This window comes from Paracoccus sp. L-17 (genome assembly GCF_056857655.1).
Genome location: NZ_JBSXNM010000042.1, coordinates 196951 through 214712, shown reverse-complemented (window position 1 = coordinate 214712; position 17762 = coordinate 196951). Strand labels below are relative to the sequence as shown.

The window sequence follows — 17762 nt, the reverse complement described above, 5'->3', positions numbered from 1 at the left end:
TCGTGGCGTCAGGACAATGCGGCCAGGCATCCCTGAAGCGCGGCCATGTCGTCACGGATCAGGAAGATCGGCGTGTTTTCGGGAATATGGCGCATGAAGGGCTGGGACAGCAGCCCGGTGCTGAAGCGGTCTATCCGGTCGGCGATGCTGCGCCCGACGCTGCCGGCCAGATACAGGCCCTCCAGCGGCATGAAATGCAGCGTCAGTTCGCGGCACATCAGGCCGACCATCTCGGCGAACAGATCATAGGTCGCGACGGCCTGCGGATCGCCGGCCTCTGCCGCCCTGGCGATCCTTTCGCCGGGAACCGGATCGGTGCCGGTGCGGGCGGCGTGGAACCGTGACAGGCCACGGCCGGAAAAGGTTTCCTCGGTCGAGGTGAAGGCGCGGGCGGCCTCGGCGCCGACGGTTTCGGACAGGCGCTGCCAGATGTTGGCGGGCAGGTGGGTGTGCCCTTCTTCGGCCTCCATCGCGGTGATCGCGCCACCGGGCAGCGCGCGGACGGCGCAGACGTTGAAGCCGGTCCCAAGCCCCACGACCAGCGCCTGACCGTTGCGGGCGCGATCCTCGGGCGCCTCGCGCAGGACCGCCAGCCCGTCGCCCGACAGCGACGGCGTGGCATAGCCAAGCGCGGTCAGATCGTTGATCAGCCGCACATGATCCGCATCGGTCAGCCGGGCAAGGCGGTGTTCGTCGAAATCCCAGTCACGGTTCGTCAGGCTGGCCTTGCCGCCGCTGACCGGCCCCGCCACCGCGATACAGACCGAGGTGATGCGCGGCTGGTCCTGGTCCTTCTGAAAGCGCCGCACGACATCGTCGAAACTGGCGAAATCGTCGCCGCGAAAGCGGGTCACGGTGTTATCGTCGATGACCCCGTTTCGCGCGATGGCAAGCCGGGCATTGGTGCCGCCGACATCCCCCAGAAGCATCGCCATTCCGTTACTCCTCGCCCTGCATTTTCTGCCGTTCCCCATCCTTAGGCGAGATCCGGGAAAGTTGCGAGAGGGCGAAGGCCATGGACGCGCCGGACCCTGTTCCGGCCGCCGCCGACGGGGTTTGCGCCACGAATCCGGCCATCGCGACCGGCGGCCCAGACGCCGCGCGGGGCAGGGGTCTTGCCGGCCGCCAGAAGCGGCGTTGTCCGGGGCCGGAATCGCCGCAGGGGAACAAACCCCCGAAATCGCGCGTTTCAGCATCAGAAAACGCAAGGAAAGGCCCGAACCGATGATCCGCTCTGCAAACCGCATCGCCCGCCTGACAATGGCCGGCAGCGTCGTTCTGCTGACGGCCCTGCCCGGACTTTCGGCAATCCGTTCCGATCAGCCAATCCAGGGGTGGCCCGCCATGGAGGGCGTGGACATCGCGACCCTTCTGAACCAGGCGCAGAGCCTTCCGACCTCGGATATGGCGGTCGGTGATCAGCCCTATTGCGCGGTGAACGACGAGATCAGCTCTACTCTGAAGCATGATTTCAACGAAGCCCCCGTCGATGTCAGCCCGCGTGACGGGACCGAATTGTGGGGCTCGGACCAGATGGGAACCTGGACGCTGGTCGCCACGCGGCCCGATGATACAAGCTGCATCATCGCCTCGGGGATCGGCTATGACGATCGCAAGGCGGCCGAGGTCTATTACACGACCGCCGGCCTGCGCTGACGGCGAGGCTTGATCCTCCGCGCCATTTCAGGCTTTTCTTGCGGCCGGAACCGCGATTGCGCATGGCCTTCGGGTCATGCAGGATCGCGCCGCAAGAGGGAGGATCTCATGAAACACATCTGCACCGCCGCGCTTTTGGGCGCGGTCTTCGCCACGCCCGCCGCCGCCAGAGAGGTGAAGATCGGCTATGCGCTGGCCGAGGACAGCCATTACGGCGTCGCGGCCAAGGCCTTCGAGAAATCGGTCACCGACCAGTTGGGCGATGCTTTCACCTTCAAGGATTTTCCCTCGTCGGGACTTGGCGGCGAACGCGAAGTGGTCGAGGGTGTGCAGCTTGGCACGGTGGACATGACCATCGTGTCGACCGGAACGCTGTCGAATTTCGTGCCCGAAGTGGGCGTCTTCGACGTGCCGTTCCTGTTCAGCAGTCTCGATCATGCGCGCCGCGTCCTGGACGGCGAGATCGGGCAGGAAATGCTGGCCAGGTTCGACGAGGCCGGGCTGCACGCGCTGGCCTGGGGCGAGCAGGGCTTTCGCCATATCACGAATAATCGGGGACCCATCACCACCCCCGCCGATGCCAAGGGGCTGAAGATCCGCACAATGGAAAACCCGGTCCATATCAAGGCGTTCGAGGCGCTTGGCGCCGCGCCCACGCCGATGGCCTGGCCCGAGGTGATCGGGGCGCTGCAACAGGGCGCCATCGACGGCCAGGAAAATCCGCTTTCGGTGATCGTTTCGGCCAAGCTGAACGAGGTGCAGAAATACCTGACGCTGGACGGCCACGTCTATTCTCCCGCCGTCATCCTGATTTCCCCCGCGCTGTGGAACAGTCTCGACGACAGCCAGAAGGCCGCTTTCGACAAGGCCGCCAAGGATGCGGTCACGGCGATGCGGGCCTATGTCGATGAGGTCGAGGCTTCGGGTGTCGAGACACTGAAACAGGCCGGAATGCAGGTCAACGAATTGACGCCCGACCAGAAGGCCGCCTTCCGCGCCGCGCTGGAAGGCCCCTACAAGGACTACGAGGCGCAGTTCGGCAAGGATCTGATGGACCGCATCCAGGCCGAACAATAGGGCCGATGCGCCGGCTGGAACGCCTGTTCGTGGTGCTGAACGGCACCGTCGTCATCGCCGGCCTCGCGGTGATGGCGGCGGTCGTCGGCGCGAATGTGGCCGGGCGCTACCTGCTGGGATTCTCGCTGACATGGTCGGACGAGGTCGCGCGCTACACGATGATCTGGCTGACCTTCCTTGGTGCCGGGCTGGCCCTGCGCGAGGGTGCCCATGTCGCCATCGCCAATGCGCAAGAGGCACTGCCCGGCCCCGCGCAGCGCGCGCTCCGCTGGGCCATCCTTCTGATCCTGTTCGCTTTCTTCGGTTTCATGGTCTGGGTTGGCATCGACTACATGAATCGCATGGCGATCCAGAAATCCGCCGCGCTTCGATTGCCGATGTACTGGGTCTATGCCGCGATGCCCGCCGGCTTCGCGCTGATGATGGTGCATCTGGCGCTGATCGCCCCGCGATACCTGCAGGCGGGTTTCAACGCCACCGACGAGGCCGCGCGTGGTTGAGATCCTGGTCGCCGCCTTCCTGATCCTGATGATCCTCGGCGTGCCGGTGGCCTTCGCGCTGGCGATGGCGGCCTTTGCGGCGGTGTCGCTGGCGGGCAGCTATCCGCTGGTGGTCGTCGTCAAGGAGATGTTCACCGGCCTCGACAGCTTTCCCCTGCTGGCCGTGCCCTTCTTCATCCTGGCAGCCGAAATCATGTCGGCGGGTGCGATTTCCGCCATGCTGCTGCGCTTTGCCGCGCAATTCGTGGGCCATCTGCGGGGTGGGCTGGGCTATGCCAATGTCCTGACCTCGACCCTGTTCGCGGGAATTTCAGGCTCGGCGCTGGCGGATGCGGCGGGGCCGGGGGCGATGATGGTGCGGATGATGGAGAAGGGCGGCTACAGCCGCGCCTATGCCGGGGCGCTGACCATCGCCACATCGGTCGTCGGCCCGATCATCCCGCCCTCGATCACGATGATCATCTATGCGCTGCAGGACCGCAACGTGTCGGTGGGGTCGCTGTTCATGGCCGGGATCCTGCCGGGGCTGCTGATTTCCGCCGCGATGGCCGGGGTGAACTGGTGGATCAGCCGCAAGCGCGGCTATCGCAGCGCCGAACCGCGTCCGCCCGTCCTGCAGATGATCCGCAACACCGTCGCCGCGCTGCCGGCGCTGGCTCTGGTGGTGCTGATCGTGGGCGGCATCCGCGGCGGTGTGTTCACGCCGACCGAGGCATCCGTCATCGCCGTCGTCTATGCGATCCTCGTCAGCGCCGTGATCTATCGCGGCTTCACATTCGCGGATCTCTGGGGGGCGTTCTGGCGGGCCGGGATCATGTCGGTCGCGGTGCTGATGATCCTTGCCGGCGCGCGCGCCTTTGCCTGGGTGCTGATCATCGAGGGCGTGCCGCAGGCGATGGCCGACGCGGTGATCGCGATGAACCTGTCGCCCGTCGCCTTTCTGCTGATGGTCAACCTGCTTCTGCTGGTCTTCGGCATGTTCATGGACCCGCTGCCGGGGGTGATGATCCTTGTGCCGATCCTGGCACCCATCGCCAACAGCCTCGGCATCGCCGCCGATCACTTCGCGATCATCGTGATCGTCAACCTGACCTTCGGACTGATCACGCCCCCGGTCGGCGGCCTGATCTTCGTCGTTGCCTCGGCCACCAACCAGCGCCCCTCGGCGCTGATCCGCGAATTGCCGCCCTTCTTTCTGGCCGCGCTGGTGGTTCTGGCGATCCTGACCTTCGTGCCCGGCCTTTCGACCTGGCTGCCCGCCATCAGCGGCTTCTCGCGCGGCTAGGGGCGGAATTTGTTGATAAATGTCAGACCTCGCCGCATCCTGCCCCGGTCCGATACGAAAACCCGGAGGGAGAGATGAGCAAGCGTGACGAACTGATCGGGAAATATGCCGGCGACATCCGCGACAAGCTGGGGGTCGAACCCGACATGGACCTGCTGCGCAAGGTGACGATCGGCTGCGGTCCGTCGATCTACAACAACGACGCCGAAACCGTCGCGGCCAGCGACGAGGCCGAACTGGACCGGATCCGAAAGAACTATCTGATGAAAAAGCTGGGGCTTCCCGACGGTCCGGCACTGATGGAAGGCGTCCACGCGGTGATCGACAGATACGGCCGGTCGAACCGCAGCAAATACCGCGCGGTCGTCTATTACCTGCTGTGCCAGCACTTCAAGAAACAATCGGTCTATGCCTGAACCGAGGCCATCCGCCTGATCGCGGCGGCATGGGCGGCCGATGCCGCAGGGCCATCGGCCGCCAGTGCGGTCGCGGCCCCAACCGGCGCCCGGCAATCGGACGCGGCCAGATTGTCGAGGCGGGCGGTCAGATCGCGCAACATCGCCTCGGCCAGGGAATTGGGCGGGGCGGGGCGGTCAAGGGTCAGGATGGCCGGACCGTCGCGCGTCTCGCGGCGGATCACGGAATGTTCCCTTTCCCTCCGCGGGAGGCTGTGTCAGACAGTTTCGCAAAGAATTTCGTGTCGAAAGGTATCCGTCATGATCCGTTTGCTTGCCACCTCGGCCGTGGCGCTGATCGCGGGGGCCGCGCCGGTCCTGGCCGAACTGACGCCGGCGCAGGTCTGGGACAGTCTCGAAAGCTATTACACCGCGATGGGTTACAAGGTCGAGGTGGGCCAGCGCGACGAATCCGGCGACACGCTGACCGTTTCGGACATCACGCTTTCGCCGCCGGCGGCGGACACGGCCAGCACGACGACGATCACCGTGCCGAAGATGATCCTGCAGCAGACCGGCGATGCCAAGGTCCGCACGATGATCGAGGGCGATACGCTGATCGATTCGATCACCACCCCGCCCGAGGGCGAGCCGGTCGAGTTCGATGCCACCGTGTCGCTGCCCGACAACGAGATGATCAGTTCAGGCACGCCCGACGCGATGACCCACGAGGTCGTCTATCCGCAGATCAAGGTTGCGGCGACCTTCACCGGCGGCGCGGCGCAGGACGGCAAGGCACCCTTGACGATCCTGCTGAACGACGTGAAGGGCCGCCAGCAGAACCAGGACGGCACGGCCGGCCGGATCACCTATGATCTCAGCGCCGCCGGCGTGGACATCGCCCTCAGCGCGAAAGAGCCTGTGCAGCAGGACGGCTCGGGCGGGACCGGACAGATCGACGCCAGCGGCAATGTCACGGATCTGACCGCAAGCGGCTGGATGCAGATGCCGTCGGACGCGCCCTCGGAACCGCAGGCGCTGAACAGCGCGCTGGCATCCGGGATGGCGCTGGACGGAACCCTGACGATGGGAAGGGTTTCGGGCGAGTTCGTCTTTTCCGGTCAGGACGAGGACGGCCAGCCGCAAGACGGCAAGGCCAGCTATGCCGCCGGCCCCAGCAGCATGGCGTTCTCGATGTCGAAGGACGGGCTGGGCTATGAAGGCTCGGGCAAGAACAGCGCGGTCGAGATGACCCTCGGCTCGCTTCCCTTCCCGATCACCTATGCCGTCGCCGAGACCTCGGCCAAGATGATGCTGCCGGTGACCGCTTCGGACCAGCCGCAGCCCTTCACGCTTGCCTACAGCCTCAGCGGGCTGACGATGGGCGATGCGATCTGGGGCCTGTTCGATCCGCAGGCCAAGCTGCCCCGCGACCCGGCCAGTCTGACCGTGGATCTGTCGGGCAATGCGCTGGTCGGCAGGGACCTGCTGGATCCGGCGCTGGCCGAGAAGATGCAACGCGAACAGGATCCTGCGGCCAGTGGCGATCTCGCCGCCGGGAACCCGGCCGATCAGCCCGCAGGCCCCGACATGCCCTTCGCGCCGCAGGATCTGACGATCAACAGGATTGCGCTGGATGCGGTGGGGGCCAAGGCCGATCTGACCGGCCAGCTTGCCTTCGGCGATACGCCCAACGAGCCGGTCGGCAAGATCCAGGGCAGCTTCACGGGCCTGAACACCCTGCTGGAGACATTGTCGGCCATGGGCCTGCTGCCGCAGGAACAGCTGATGGCGACGCGGATGATGCTGGCCATGTTCGCCCGCCCCTCGGACAGCGATCCCGAGACGATGACGACCGAGATCGAATTCCGCGAGGGCGGGTCGATCTTTGCCAATGGCCAGCAGGTGAAATAGGCCGCAAGGCAAGCCGGGTCGGGGCAGGGTTGTCCCGACCGTCTCGCGCCATGGCGCGCATCACCGACCGCGCATCGACGCCCGCCCGGAATCGGGATGCGGCAGGCTGACCGGGCCGCGCCCGCTGGCGTCCGTGCCCCGGTTTCGCGGCGCAGTCCGGCCGCGGATCACCCTTTTCATTTGCGCATCGCTTCGGGTCGCGGGAAAAGAGGACGCCGAACAACGAGGACTTCATGAGCAGCACAACCCCCCGATTGCAGGATCTGGCCCAACGGCTGATCCAGGCCGCGACGGCGGCAGGCGCGGATCAGGCCGATGCGCTGGCGCTTTCGGGCCAGTCGGTCAGCATCGACGTGCGCGCGGGCGGGCTGGAACATGCCGACCGCGCCGAAGGGGTCGAGATCGGCCTGCGCGTCCTGATCGGCGGGCGGCAGGCCTGCGTCTCGGGTTCGGACCATACGGATGCGGCGATCGCACAGATGGCCGACCGCGCCGTCGCCATGGCTCGCGAAGCGCCGGTCGATGATCATCTGGGGCTGGCCGCGCCCGGGCAACTGACCGATCGGCGCGACGCCTCGGGGCTGGAATTGTCCGATGACAGCGCCGATCCCGCCCCCGACCACCTTCAGGATCTGGCGCTGCGGGCCGAGGCGGCGGCGCTGGCCTTGCCGGGCATCGCACAGGTCGAATCCGCCAATGCATCCTTCATGCGGCGTCAGCTTTGGCTGGCGGCCTCGAACGGGTTTTCCGGCGGCTACGGACGGACCGGCCACGTGATTTCGGCGGTGGCGATCACCGGCGAGGGGCTGGGCATGGAACGCGATTACGCCGCCGAATCCCGCGCCTTCACCGCCGACCTGCCCGAGCCGGAAGAGATCGGGCGACTGGCGGCCGAACGCACGCTGGCCCGCGCCGGGTCGCGCAAGCCGCCCACCGGGGCGTTTCCGATCCTCTATGACCGCCGCGTCTCGGCCTCGCTGATCGGGCATCTGCTGGGCGCGGTCAATGGCAGCGCCATCGCGCGGGGGGCCAGCTGGCTGCTGCGCGCGCTGGATCAGCCGGTCCTGCCGGCGGGCTTCGACCTGACCGAGGATCCGCTGCGCCCGCGCTATCCCTCGTCGCGGCCCTTCGATGTCGAGGGGCTGGCGACGCGCCGGCGCAGGATCGTCGCCGATGGCGTGCTGCAAGGCTGGACGCTGGATCTGGCGACGGGGCGCAAGCTGGGGCTGGACAGCACCGGATCGGCGGCGCGCGGGCTGGCCTCGGCGCCCTCGCCCACGACGGCGAACGTGATCCTGACACCGGGCGCGAAGACCCGGGACCAGATGATCGCCGAGATGGGGCGGGGGCTGGTCGTGACCTCGATGCTGGGGGCCTCGATCAATGGCACGACGGGCGATTATTCGCGCGGCGCCGCGGGTTTCTGGGTCGAGAACGGCCAGATCGCCTATCCGGTCAACGAATGCACCATCGCCGGCAATCTGCGTGACATGCTGATGCGCATCGAGGCGGCCAACGACGCGCTGCCCTGGCGCGGGGCCGAGGTGCCCAGTCTGCGCGTCGAGGGAATGACCGTTGCCGGGGCCTGAGGCCGATCTGGCGCTGCTGGCGGATGCCGCGCGGCAAGCGGGGCCGATCGCGATGCGATACTGGCGTCAACAGCCGCAATCCTGGGAAAAACCCGACGGCGCCGGCCCCGTGACCGAGGCCGATCTGGCCGTGAACGAGACGCTGGAGACGATCCTGCGACGCGCCCGGCCCGATTACGGCTGGCTGTCCGAGGAAAGCGAGGCCGATCCCTCGCGGCTGGATGCCAGCCATTGCTTCATCATCGACCCGATCGACGGCACCCGCGCCTTCATCGCCGGGCAGGAGGGTTTCGCGCATTCGCTGGCCGTCGCGCATGGCGACCGGATCACCGCCGCCATCGTGCATCTTCCGGCGATGGATCTGACCTATACCGCCTTCGCTAACGGCCCGGCGCTGCTGAACGGCCGGCCCATTGCACCCAGCGATGCCGGGATCGCGGGCGCGCGCGTGCTGACCTATCGCGCCGCCGCCGAGCCGGGGTTCTGGCGCGACGGCCGCGTGCCGGGCTTTCGGCGCGAATTCCGCCCCTCGCTGGCGTGGCGGCTGTGCCTTGCCGCCGAGGGGCGTTTCGACGCGGCGCTGTCGCTGCGGGCGGCCTGGGAATGGGACATCGCGGCGGGCAGCCTGATCGCGGAACGCGCCGGCGCCGCGGTCAGCGACCGGCAGGGCGCGCGGATGCGGTTCAACGGGCCGCGCGCGATGGTGGACGGGCTGATCGTCGCCGGCCCGCGTCTGCACGACCAGATGCTGACGGCGCTGAGGCGCGGCTAGATCAGCCCGGATTTCGTCACTTTCAGCAGCCCCGCGCGGCGCAGCGAATCGACCGGATAGCCATCCGATCCCATCAGCTCCAACGAGAAATCAGGCTCCAGTTTCTTCAATTGCTGCAATGCCCGGCGCGCGCCCTCGTGGTCGTTCAACTCATAGCGGATGGCGCTGAGAAAACGCAATGCGGGGCGATTTTCGGGCGCGTATCCGTGAGTGGTCGAAAAGTATCGCTCGGCCGCGGGCAGATCGCCCACCCGCATGGTGGCGATGGCCCGACGCAGGATCCAGGCGGCGGGGCCCAGTTCGGACAGCGCGCTGTTATGGGCGGCGCTGGCCTCGGCCTCGGCCTCGCGGTGGTGGCCCATGCTGGTCAGCGCGCTGGAATAGGCCAGACGCGCGATCGGATTTTCGTCGTCGATGGCCATGGCGTGGCGCGCCATGTCAAAGGCGGTCTCGCGCTGACCCTGATAGGCGGCGACCATTGCGTTCACGCCAAGCGCCGAGGGATTGCCGGGCGACAATTCGCGCGCCCGCGCGGCCATGTCGGCGGCCAGTTCCGCGTCATCCTCGGGGTTCTTCGACAGACGTTCCAGCAGCATCGTGTGGCGAATATAGGAGCGCAGCGACAGGATCACCGCCTTGTCGCCATTGGGGTCGATCTGGGCAAGCTGTTCATCCGCGCGTCTCAGCCGCGGCGCGGAATAGCTGAACACGTCCTGCAGCGGCATCCGGCGCAGACGCGGATCGGGCACGGTCTCGCGCAGGGCCTCGACCCCGTGCAGGATGGCGACGGTGACGCTGCTCGCGACCTGACGCAGATGCGCCAGCGTATCGTCGGCCGGGATGGTGAAACGGCGCGACCACAGCATCCGCCCGTCGCTGCGCAGCCGGGCCGCGAACAGGATGACGATGCTGCCCCCCGCCTTGTTGGCCATCGCCCCCAGCTCGATCCCGACCGAGATCCGGCCGATGCCCGGATCGCCCTGCACCACCTGCAGGGGCAGCATGTCGCTGACCCGTGCCGCCGCTTCTTGCAGGATCATCGCCGCCGTCACCGCCGCCTGCGGATCGGCCGCCATCGGCGATTGCAGGATCAGCGCCGGGGCGCCGTCCGGTTCCACCACGCTGGCCAGGACCTGGTCGGCCTGATCCTCGTAGTGGCTGCGGGCGTCACGCAGCCAATCCTCGAATTCGGGGTCGGGAATATCCAGGTCGGACGCGAATTCCGGCCGCTGCCCATCGGCACCGGGGCGGCCGGTCACGTCCAGCCGCACAAGATCGGTGTCCAGCCCGACCCAGCCCGGCCCGGTCAGCAGGGCGTGCCGCCAGGGTCCAAGGGCGATCCGGATCTCGCGCAGCAATTGCCGGATGCTGGCGGCGCCCTGTTCCGGCTCTCGTTCGCTGAACAGCAGATCCTGCAGCCGCGGCCGAGCCACCTGCATCTTGACCGAGGATCCCAGTACAGCCAGCGCACCGCGCGCCTTCATGCCGCGCGGCGTCAGACGTTCGCCGCCAGGTCCCGTCAGATCGACGGGCCCGGCCAGACGCAGGATCAGGTCGCTCACCGGAGATTGTCCGTCGCTGTGATCAAGAAAATGTGTTATCCTTAAACGATAAATTTTGACACGGCAAACCGGTCGTGGTGGTCGGAGCAGGCGGGAAGGTGGTTCTCCGATGGCAGTTTTAAACGCGCAAAACGCTCAGAATGCGCAAAACGCGCAAAATGCCCAGAACGCACAGAATGCCCAGGGCGGCGGGATCGGGCCGGGGTCGACCCTCATGGCGGCCGCGTTGATCCGCACCCGCGAGGCCATCGCGGGCACCGAACAGATCCAGCCCGTCGCCGGCCAGACGTCGGGCCTGGACATCACCGCGCGGCTTGAACGGCTGGACGACATCGACCGCGAGGCGGTCATGGCGGGCGAATTGCTGGAGGACATCAGCTTTTCCGCGACCGGCTACGACCCTGCCGAAAACACCGCCCGGACCATCACCGTCCTGCGCCGCAAGACCGGCACGAATCCGCTGAAGGCCAGCTATACCGAACTGGCCGCGATCACCCGGCCCGGCCTGGACGATTTCCGCCAGGCTGCGACATTGATCGGCAGCTATGCCGAACTGCGCAGCGACCGCGCCGCCGAAATCCAGGTCCAGACCCAGCATCTGGTCCCCTTCTTCGCCGCGATCCTGCCGATCGAGGCCAGCCGCGCGCCCGCCACGCTGGAAATGCTGGATCTGGCGCAGGACATGGCGACGTTCGTCGTCATGCGCGTCAAGCTGAACCTGGGCTGCCCGCGCCCGCCGCAGTTCAGCGACCGCATCCAGCCGATGATCGCCTGCCCGTCGCATGCCTCGCTGCCCAGCGGCCATGCCACGCAGGCCTTCACGCTGGCCACGATTCTGGCGCTGTTGCAGGATCCGGATGCCGGCGTGGCGTCCGACAGCCAACTTTACCGACTTGCCTGCCGGATTTCGATCAACCGCACCGTCGCCGGCGTGCATTTTCCCGCCGACAGCGCAGCGGGGGCGGTTCTGGGCATTCAGCTGGGCCGGTATCTGGCGGCACGGGCACGCAAATCCGCCTTCGGCAGCGCCGGCGAGGTAGGTCGGGGCGATTTTGACGGCACGCTGTTCCACGATTCCGGCCAGCCGCGCGATTTCCACTATGCGATCCTGAACCAGATGGTCGCGGGTGCCGATCCTTCGACCAGCTTTTCAACGGACGCCGCGCGCGTCAGGCCCGCTCCGCTGTGGGGATCGCTGTGCAAGCGCGCGGTCGCGGAATGGGGGCAGCGGTGGAGCTGAAACAGGAACCGAACGATCCGAATTGCGGGAAGGCGCAGCCGGAATGGACCGCACCCGTTGCCGCCTACACTCGCTATCGCCCCGGCCTGTCGCCCTACATGCATTATTGGCAGCAGCTTCGCGCCCGCCGCGGCCAGACCGCGCCGCCGCCGGATCACCAGCCCGAGGACGGGGCCAAGCTGCCCGGCCAGATGGCAGAGGCGCTGGAGGATCTGATCCGCCGGAGCTTTGGCGAATGATCGCGCTGGCCATCATGTCGGCCTTCGAGGATTTCGTGAACGATCCTGCCGGCGTGCTGCCCGATGATGCGATGAATCCCGACCCGCAGGAACTGGACGACAGCGACCTGGACGATCCGGCGTTGGCCTACCTGGAGGACGCGGCCCTCCCCGACCCCGATCGCGGCTGCATCCTGGCGGTGATCGACGATGCCATCCCCTTCGCGCATGAGCGGCTGACCCTGCCGGGCGGCGTCAGCCGGGTGGCGGCCTTCTGGGCGCAGGACGCGGCCTTCGCGGGCGGTCCGGGGCTGGATCTGCCCTCGGGGATCGAATTGCGGGGGCCGGCGATCGGGCAGTTGCTGCAACAGGTGGCGGCTGGTGCACTTCCGGGCGAGGACGCGATCTATCGCGCCAGCGGCGTTCTGGACTTCCGGCGCGACAGCACGCCTTCGACAGCCTATTCCGATCCGCACGGCGCCGCGGTCGCGCTGCTGGCCGCCGGTTTCGCGCCCCAGGATCCGGCCGGGCGCGACCATCCCCTGATCGCCGTCAATCTTCCCCCCAGGATCACCGAGGATTCGATGGGCACGCTGGCCCCGGTCTCGATCCTCGCCTCGATCCTGTTCATCATCACCCGCGCCCGACGTCTTTGCCGCCTTGTCGAGGCGCGGCGCGGCCTGTCCGCCGGATCGGTCCGGCTGCCCGTCGTCATCAATCTCAGTTTCGGACTGACCGCAGGGGCGCGCGACGGATCCAGCCTGCTGGAACGCTTCATGGATGCGGTGTCGGCGGTCGCCGCTGCCGATCTGGGTCCGGTCCATTTCGTTTTGCCCACGGGCAACAACCGGCAGTCTCGGCTGTTCGCGCGGCTGAAGCCGGGCGAGGACATCGGCTGGCGCATCCAGCCGGACGATCGCACCATCACCCCGATCGAGATCTGGGGCCCGGTTCATGACGGCCCGCCCGATGGCAGGTTCCAGATCACCGTGACACCGCCGGGCCTTGCCCCGACGACCACTGCCTTCACTGCGCCCTGGCAATATTCGCTGCTGACCGGCGCGGACGGGGCCGAGCTGGGCCGCGCCTACTACACGCCGCGCCTGCTGGAGAACGGTCGCTGGCGCGAGGGGGCGACGGTGATCGTCAATCCGACCTGTCCGCAATTCCCCGGAGAGCCCTGGGCGATGCCCGGCGAATGGCGCGTCGGGATCGCACCGGGATCGTTGGACGGGGTTTACGAGACCTCGGTCCAGCGTGACGAAGTGATCCGAGGCTTCCCCCGCGAGGCCCGGCAAAGCTGGCTCCATGATCCTGCCTACCGCGCCGAGGACGAGGCCGGACGGCCGATCCTGTCCGATCCGCCCGCCAGCGGCGCGCGTGTGGTGCGGGACGGTGCCTTCAACACCTATGCCGGCGGCGCGCGGCCAATCCGCGCCGGCGCGGTCGAGGCGGCGGGACTGTCGCTGACATCCTATTGTTCGACGCTGGGCGATGGCCAGGGCGGGGATTGCCTGCTGCCGGTCGATCGCTCGCATGGCCTGAGCGGAATGATCGTGCGCGGGCGCGCCAGCGGCGGATTCTCGATCCAGGCGGGAACGTCGCTGGCCGCGCCGCAATTCGCCCGCTGGCTGGCGGCACGCCTTGCCGCGGGCGACGCGCCCGCCGACCGGGGCGCGATTCGCACCCTGGCCCAACTTCACGCCGCCCAGCCGAACCCGACGCCGGTTCTGGACGGAATCGACCGGTTTTTGCCCTTCTAGGGTAAAAAAGGCCCTTCTCGACTGCTGTCCTGCCGCGTTCGTGGCGGTTTCACGCGGCGGGATTCACGCTGTTTTCACGGCGCAGCCCGATAACCGCCTCAGGACGACGCGGAAAAGACCTTGGCAAGACCCGCGTCAGAGAAGAGGAAGTGACCGATATGACCAGTCAGCCTGTGTCGAATTTCAATCACGTGATCGCCGCGCTTCAGCTTCTGGGCGCCGGACCGGGGGGTGCAGAGAATGAGCCGGTCCGCCGCGCGCTGGAAACCCTGAATGCGGCGTATCTGGGGCGGTCCGGGACCGAGGCTCCTCTACCCGGTCCCGACCGCCCGACCTGGGCCGCGTTCCGCCGCCTGGAACGCGAGAACCAATTGCTGATCGATCACGCCGAGATGCTGGCCTGCGCGCTTGGCGCCTGCCCGAACTGCTGGGGCAGGCTGCATGATTGCGAGGAATGCGGCGGCTTGGGCCGGCCGGGCGCCTTCAATCCCGACCGCGCCTGTTTCGATCACCTTGTCCTGCCCGTCATCTGTCGCGTCATGGGCTATGATCCCACCGAAGCGTCCGATCACGGCGCAGACCCGCAATCCCGTCCCGAAGGCAGTCCGGACGGGGTCCGCCCGCTGAGCAGTTCCTTGTAACGAGTTCCTCCCTGCTCGACGTCCCGCTTGCGGGCGGCCCTGGGCGGACGGTCTTCGGACCGTCCGCCCTTTTCGCCTTCGGCGTCACGGCGACCGGGACGAGGGCGGGATGACTGATGCCGCACGGATCGTCGGCGGCCTAGAACAGCGGGTTCACGGCAAAGGGATCGGCTTGGGTCCGGGTGGCGATGCTGCGGCCCGGCCCTGACAAGGTCGCGATCTGGCGGGCCAGCAGCGCGATGGCCTGCGAGACGGCGGCAGCCACGGCGGCGGGCTGTTCGCCCGCCATCGGAACCGAAATGTCGAAGCTGCGGGCCTGGTTGGACCCGCCGCTGCCCTCGTCCGAGACGAAATAGCGTCCCGACAGCCGATAGATGTTATTCGCCTGCGCCAGCGCCTTTTCGACCCGCACCTCCAGCACGCGCTGTGGCGGCTGGGCCAGGGGCCATGGCTCGCCGATCACCGTCGCGCCCGAGACGTCCGAAATCGCGCGCGCCAGGCTGAGGGTAAAGGCCCGTTGCGGGCTGTCGGCCCACAGATCGTCCGGCGTGGAACGCACCGCGCCATCGGGCGTCTGCCAGGAAACCTCCTGCCCCGAGGCATATTCGGGCAGCGACACGTCCTTCAGTTCGGCCGTGCCCAACCGGTTCGCGACCATGTCGCCGGTGGCGGGCGGGTCGATCAGATAGCGGGCGGTCTTTTCCGGGTTGGAACAGGCCGCCAGCGCCAGAAGGCCAAGGGCCGCGATCAGCGGGGCGGTCCTGCGCGAGGCGAAAGGCATCGTCATCATCTCATCGTCCCAGAATGAAGGCGCGGGGGTTGCGTTCGATCAGGCGCGCCAGCGATCCCACGGCTTCGCTGGCCCGGCGCAATTCGCGCAGCAATCCGATCGTTTCGTTGTTGAAGGTGGACCGATCGCCATAGGCGCCCAGCACCGCGTCGGCCCGCCCGGCGGTCGCCTGCAGACGCTGGATCAGTTGCGGCAATTGCTGGACCGACCGGGCCACCTCGTCGGCGGCGACGCTGGCCGATCGCAGGGTGTCGTTCAGACTGCCCACCGCGTTGCCGTCGCGCAGATCGTCCAGCAACCCCGAGGCCGAAGCCAGAACCTTCGACAGATTGCGCGGCAATTGCGCGGCATCATCGCTGCCCAGCATGGCACGCAGATCGGCCAGGATCCCCTCGGCCTGATTGCTGACCTCGGCAAAGCCGAACTTCTCGACCGCGGCGGCGGTCGCGTCGATCTGATCGACCATGGCCGGCACGTCGGCGGCGGCCAGCCGGACCGCCTCGGCGGCGGCGGCGGCCTCGTCGACCAGCTTGCCCAGATTGGCGGCGGCGCCCGATTGCCGCACGTCCCCCGCGATCCGGTCGATCTGGCCGGCGGTGCGGTTCAGCGTATCGATCAGGCTCGCGATCCTGGCCGGCAGCGCGGCAGCCTGGGGCGTGCCGATCACGTCGCGGATTTCCTGCAGGGCGGCGTCAAGCTGCGCCCCGATCGAGGCAAAGTCCACGTCGCGGACCGAGGTCGCTGCATTCTGAACCGAATCCATGATCTGGGGCAGCCGCTCGACCGCCTGATTCAGCTTGTCGGCCACCTCGCGCGCATCGGCCAGCGCGGTGCCCGCATTCTCGGCCGCGCCGGTCTGGCGGAAATCCAGCACCATCTGGCGGATATCGCCCAGGGTCTGCTGCGCATCCTGCATCGCGGCGCGAACGCTTTCCGGGATCGCGCGGGTGTCCTGCGACGCGGCCAGCGCGGTCACCGCGTTCATCATGTCGGTCGCCGATTGCAGCACTTCCTCGATCGGCAGGTTGCCGATGCGGGTCATGAATCCCTGCGCGCTGGCGGTGAAATCCTCAAGATCGCCCTCGACCGAGGGCATGATCGGATTCGGTTGCGCCGCGGTGTCGATCTGCGCGGGGGCCGCGCCCGGGATCTCGACCAGTTCGACCATCAACGTCGCGCCGAGAAAGCCCGAAGCGGCCAGCCGCGCGCGCAGCCCCTTGGCCACGGCGTCCTGCAGGAAGGCCAGCGTCTGGTCGGCCGTGGTGCCGTCGGGCAGGCCCATCCGCGCCGGCGAGATGGCGATATTGACGCGCTGGCGCACGGCGGTCGTGCCCGAGGGATCCTTGCTGACATCGATGGCCAGATCGGTGACCTGGCCGACGCGGAGACCTTCGTACTGGACCTCGGCGCCGGTCTGCAGCCCGCGCACGGAATCGCCCACGAGGATGCTCAGCCGCAGCAGGTTGTCGTCCTCGCCGGTGAACACGGCATTGCGCGCCGCGTCCTCATCGGCCTGGATCGCATAGACCTGGTCGCGCCCGATCGGCTGGCCTCCACTGACCAGAGTGTCGAAGGCAACCCCGCCCTGCAACAGCGAGGACAGCGAATTGACGTTGAAGGCCAGTCCGCTGGTTCCCAGCGACAGCGAAAAGCCGGAAGTGTCCCAGAATACGGTCTGGGTCGTCAGCCTTTCGTCATACGGGGCCTCGATGAAGGCGTCCACGATCACCTTCTGACCGCTTTCGTCCAGCCGCAGGTTTTCCATGCGACCGGCCTCGAGCCCGTGGAAAAGGATCGGCGCGCCCTCGGTCAGCCCGTCGGCATTGTCGGTCGTCAGCCGGACCCAGGTGCCCTTGGCGTCCTCGCGGATCAGCGGCGGCCGGACCAGGCCCACGAAACGGGTCTGCGGCTGAGCGACCTGCGCATCCCAGTATCCCTCGATGAACGAGCCGGTCAGAACCGTGTCGAGCCGCGTCACCCCCTGCGCGGTGACCTGCGGGCGCACGATCCAGAAGGCGGCATCGGCGTCGATATAGGGTGCCACGTCCTTGTCCACGCGAATCTGGACGATGACCTTCGACAAGTCAGGGGTAAAACTGACGGATTCCACCTGCCCGACGGTGATCTCGCGAAAGCGCAGGACCGTCTCGCCGGGGGTCACGCCGGTGGCATCGGCGAATTCGACCTCGATCAGGCTGCCGCGTTCGGCAAAGGCATTCCAGGCGATGGCCAGCGTGACCACCAGCGCGATGATCGGCACCAGCCAGATCACGTTCACGCCGGCCTGCGCCGCACGGACCGCGGTCTTGCGCACCGGAGAGGCCGGTTTCGGCGGCGGCGTATCACTCATTCCCTGTTGC

General features: G+C 67.5%; 17 protein-coding genes. 12 read left to right on the top strand and 5 right to left on the bottom strand.

Features of this window, described 5'->3' with window-relative positions; translation table 11 throughout:
• Positions 1-8 precede the first annotated feature (8 nt).
• Entirely contained in the window at positions 9-935 is a 927-nt protein-coding gene (locus AC13CR_RS13190; RefSeq protein WP_292951548.1) for a glucokinase, read from the bottom strand.
• Positions 936-1224: 289 nt separating this feature from the next.
• Between AC13CR_RS13190 and AC13CR_RS13185 the strand changes: the two genes are divergently transcribed.
• From AC13CR_RS13185 to AC13CR_RS13165, 5 genes are all read left to right on the top strand, one after another.
• On the top strand, positions 1225-1656 hold the full coding sequence (locus tag AC13CR_RS13185) for a hypothetical protein (protein WP_482900852.1): 432 nt from the start codon (positions 1225-1227) through the stop codon (positions 1654-1656).
• A 108-nt stretch (positions 1657-1764) separates the two neighbouring features.
• Entirely contained in the window at positions 1765-2733 is a 969-nt protein-coding gene (locus AC13CR_RS13180) for a TRAP transporter substrate-binding protein (protein WP_292951542.1), read from the top strand.
• Between the two features lie 5 nt (positions 2734-2738).
• A complete protein-coding gene (locus AC13CR_RS13175) occupies positions 2739-3233 on the top strand; it encodes a TRAP transporter small permease (protein WP_292951539.1) in 495 nt (164 codons plus the stop codon).
• The gene (locus AC13CR_RS13170) at positions 3226-4518 is read left to right on the top strand and encodes a TRAP transporter large permease (protein ID WP_292951536.1); all 1293 of its coding nucleotides are present in this window, start codon (positions 3226-3228) and stop codon (positions 4516-4518) included. The genes AC13CR_RS13175 and AC13CR_RS13170 overlap by 8 nt, the downstream gene beginning before the upstream one ends.
• A gap of 74 nt (positions 4519-4592) precedes the next feature.
• A complete protein-coding gene (locus AC13CR_RS13165; RefSeq protein ID WP_292951533.1) occupies positions 4593-4934 on the top strand; it encodes a DUF2853 family protein in 342 nt (113 codons plus the stop codon).
• On the opposite strand, the gene AC13CR_RS13160 is transcribed toward AC13CR_RS13165, so the two are convergent.
• Positions 4925-5158, bottom strand: a complete 234-nt coding sequence (locus tag AC13CR_RS13160) for a hypothetical protein (protein WP_292951530.1) — start codon at positions 5156-5158, stop codon at positions 4925-4927. The genes AC13CR_RS13165 and AC13CR_RS13160 overlap by 10 nt on opposite strands.
• A 76-nt stretch (positions 5159-5234) precedes the next feature.
• On the opposite strand from AC13CR_RS13160, the gene AC13CR_RS13155 reads away from it, so the two are divergent.
• The 3 genes from AC13CR_RS13155 (at position 5235) to AC13CR_RS13145 (ending at position 9188) form a co-directional block, all read left to right on the top strand.
• Positions 5235-6827, top strand: a complete 1593-nt coding sequence (locus AC13CR_RS13155; RefSeq protein WP_292951527.1) for a DUF2125 domain-containing protein — start codon at positions 5235-5237, stop codon at positions 6825-6827.
• Between the two features lie 233 nt (positions 6828-7060).
• A complete protein-coding gene (locus AC13CR_RS13150; RefSeq protein ID WP_292951524.1) occupies positions 7061-8416 on the top strand; it encodes a TldD/PmbA family protein in 1356 nt (451 codons plus the stop codon).
• Between the two features lie 52 nt (positions 8417-8468).
• Positions 8469-9188 carry an inositol monophosphatase family protein gene (locus AC13CR_RS13145; RefSeq protein ID WP_414692124.1) on the top strand — a complete coding sequence of 240 codons (720 nt, stop codon included), beginning with the start codon at positions 8469-8471 and terminating at the stop codon, positions 9186-9188.
• Here the strand turns inward: AC13CR_RS13145 and AC13CR_RS13140 are convergent.
• Complete coding sequence (locus AC13CR_RS13140; RefSeq protein WP_292951518.1) at positions 9185-10750, bottom strand: AfsR/SARP family transcriptional regulator; 1566 nt, start codon at positions 10748-10750, stop codon at positions 9185-9187. The genes AC13CR_RS13145 and AC13CR_RS13140 overlap by 4 nt on opposite strands.
• Positions 10751-10859: 109 nt before the next feature.
• Between AC13CR_RS13140 and AC13CR_RS13135 the strand changes: the two genes are divergently transcribed.
• From AC13CR_RS13135 to AC13CR_RS13120, 4 genes are all read left to right on the top strand, one after another.
• Positions 10860-11990, top strand: a complete 1131-nt coding sequence (locus AC13CR_RS13135) for a phosphatase PAP2 family protein (RefSeq protein ID WP_292951515.1) — start codon at positions 10860-10862, stop codon at positions 11988-11990.
• Entirely contained in the window at positions 11981-12229 is a 249-nt protein-coding gene (locus tag AC13CR_RS13130) for a hypothetical protein (RefSeq protein ID WP_292951513.1), read from the top strand. Before AC13CR_RS13135 ends, AC13CR_RS13130 begins: the two co-directional genes overlap by 10 nt.
• Positions 12226-13971 (top strand): S8/S53 family peptidase, encoded by a 1746-nt coding sequence (locus tag AC13CR_RS13125; protein WP_292978105.1) that lies wholly within the window; start codon positions 12226-12228, stop codon positions 13969-13971. Before AC13CR_RS13130 ends, AC13CR_RS13125 begins: the two co-directional genes overlap by 4 nt.
• Before the next feature lie 158 nt (positions 13972-14129).
• A complete protein-coding gene (locus AC13CR_RS13120) occupies positions 14130-14612 on the top strand; it encodes a hypothetical protein (RefSeq protein ID WP_482900851.1) in 483 nt (160 codons plus the stop codon).
• Between the two features lie 139 nt (positions 14613-14751).
• Here AC13CR_RS13120 and AC13CR_RS13115 read toward each other — a convergent pair whose 3' ends face one another.
• Both AC13CR_RS13115 and AC13CR_RS13110 read right to left on the bottom strand, forming a co-directional pair.
• Positions 14752-15399, bottom strand: a complete 648-nt coding sequence (locus AC13CR_RS13115) for a PqiC family protein (protein WP_292951504.1) — start codon at positions 15397-15399, stop codon at positions 14752-14754.
• A gap of 4 nt (positions 15400-15403) precedes the next feature.
• Positions 15404-17752, bottom strand: coding sequence for a PqiB family protein (locus AC13CR_RS13110; protein ID WP_482900850.1), 2349 nt, complete (start codon positions 17750-17752; stop codon positions 15404-15406).
• Positions 17753-17762: the final 10 nt, after the last annotated feature.

Excerpts from the sequence above, each read along its gene's own strand:
- AC13CR_RS13190 (WP_292951548.1), bottom strand. The coding sequence starts at position 935 with ATGGCGATGCTTCTGGGGGATGTCGGCGGCACCAATGCCCGGCTTGCC.
- AC13CR_RS13185 (WP_482900852.1), top strand. The coding sequence starts at position 1,225 with ATGATCCGCTCTGCAAACCGCATCGCCCGCCTGACAATGGCCGGCAGC.
- AC13CR_RS13180 (WP_292951542.1), top strand. The coding sequence starts at position 1,765 with ATGAAACACATCTGCACCGCCGCGCTTTTGGGCGCGGTCTTCGCCACG.
- AC13CR_RS13175 (WP_292951539.1), top strand. The coding sequence starts at position 2,739 with ATGCGCCGGCTGGAACGCCTGTTCGTGGTGCTGAACGGCACCGTCGTC.
- AC13CR_RS13165 (WP_292951533.1), top strand. The coding sequence starts at position 4,593 with ATGAGCAAGCGTGACGAACTGATCGGGAAATATGCCGGCGACATCCGC.
- AC13CR_RS13155 (WP_292951527.1), top strand. The coding sequence starts at position 5,235 with ATGATCCGTTTGCTTGCCACCTCGGCCGTGGCGCTGATCGCGGGGGCC.
- AC13CR_RS13150 (WP_292951524.1), top strand. The coding sequence starts at position 7,061 with ATGAGCAGCACAACCCCCCGATTGCAGGATCTGGCCCAACGGCTGATC.
- AC13CR_RS13145 (WP_414692124.1), top strand. The coding sequence starts at position 8,469 with ATGCGATACTGGCGTCAACAGCCGCAATCCTGGGAAAAACCCGACGGC.
- AC13CR_RS13135 (WP_292951515.1), top strand. The coding sequence starts at position 10,860 with ATGGCAGTTTTAAACGCGCAAAACGCTCAGAATGCGCAAAACGCGCAA.
- AC13CR_RS13125 (WP_292978105.1), top strand. The coding sequence starts at position 12,226 with ATGATCGCGCTGGCCATCATGTCGGCCTTCGAGGATTTCGTGAACGAT.
- AC13CR_RS13120 (WP_482900851.1), top strand. The coding sequence starts at position 14,130 with ATGACCAGTCAGCCTGTGTCGAATTTCAATCACGTGATCGCCGCGCTT.
- AC13CR_RS13115 (WP_292951504.1), bottom strand. The coding sequence starts at position 15,399 with ATGACGATGCCTTTCGCCTCGCGCAGGACCGCCCCGCTGATCGCGGCC.
- AC13CR_RS13110 (WP_482900850.1), bottom strand. The coding sequence starts at position 17,752 with ATGAGTGATACGCCGCCGCCGAAACCGGCCTCTCCGGTGCGCAAGACC.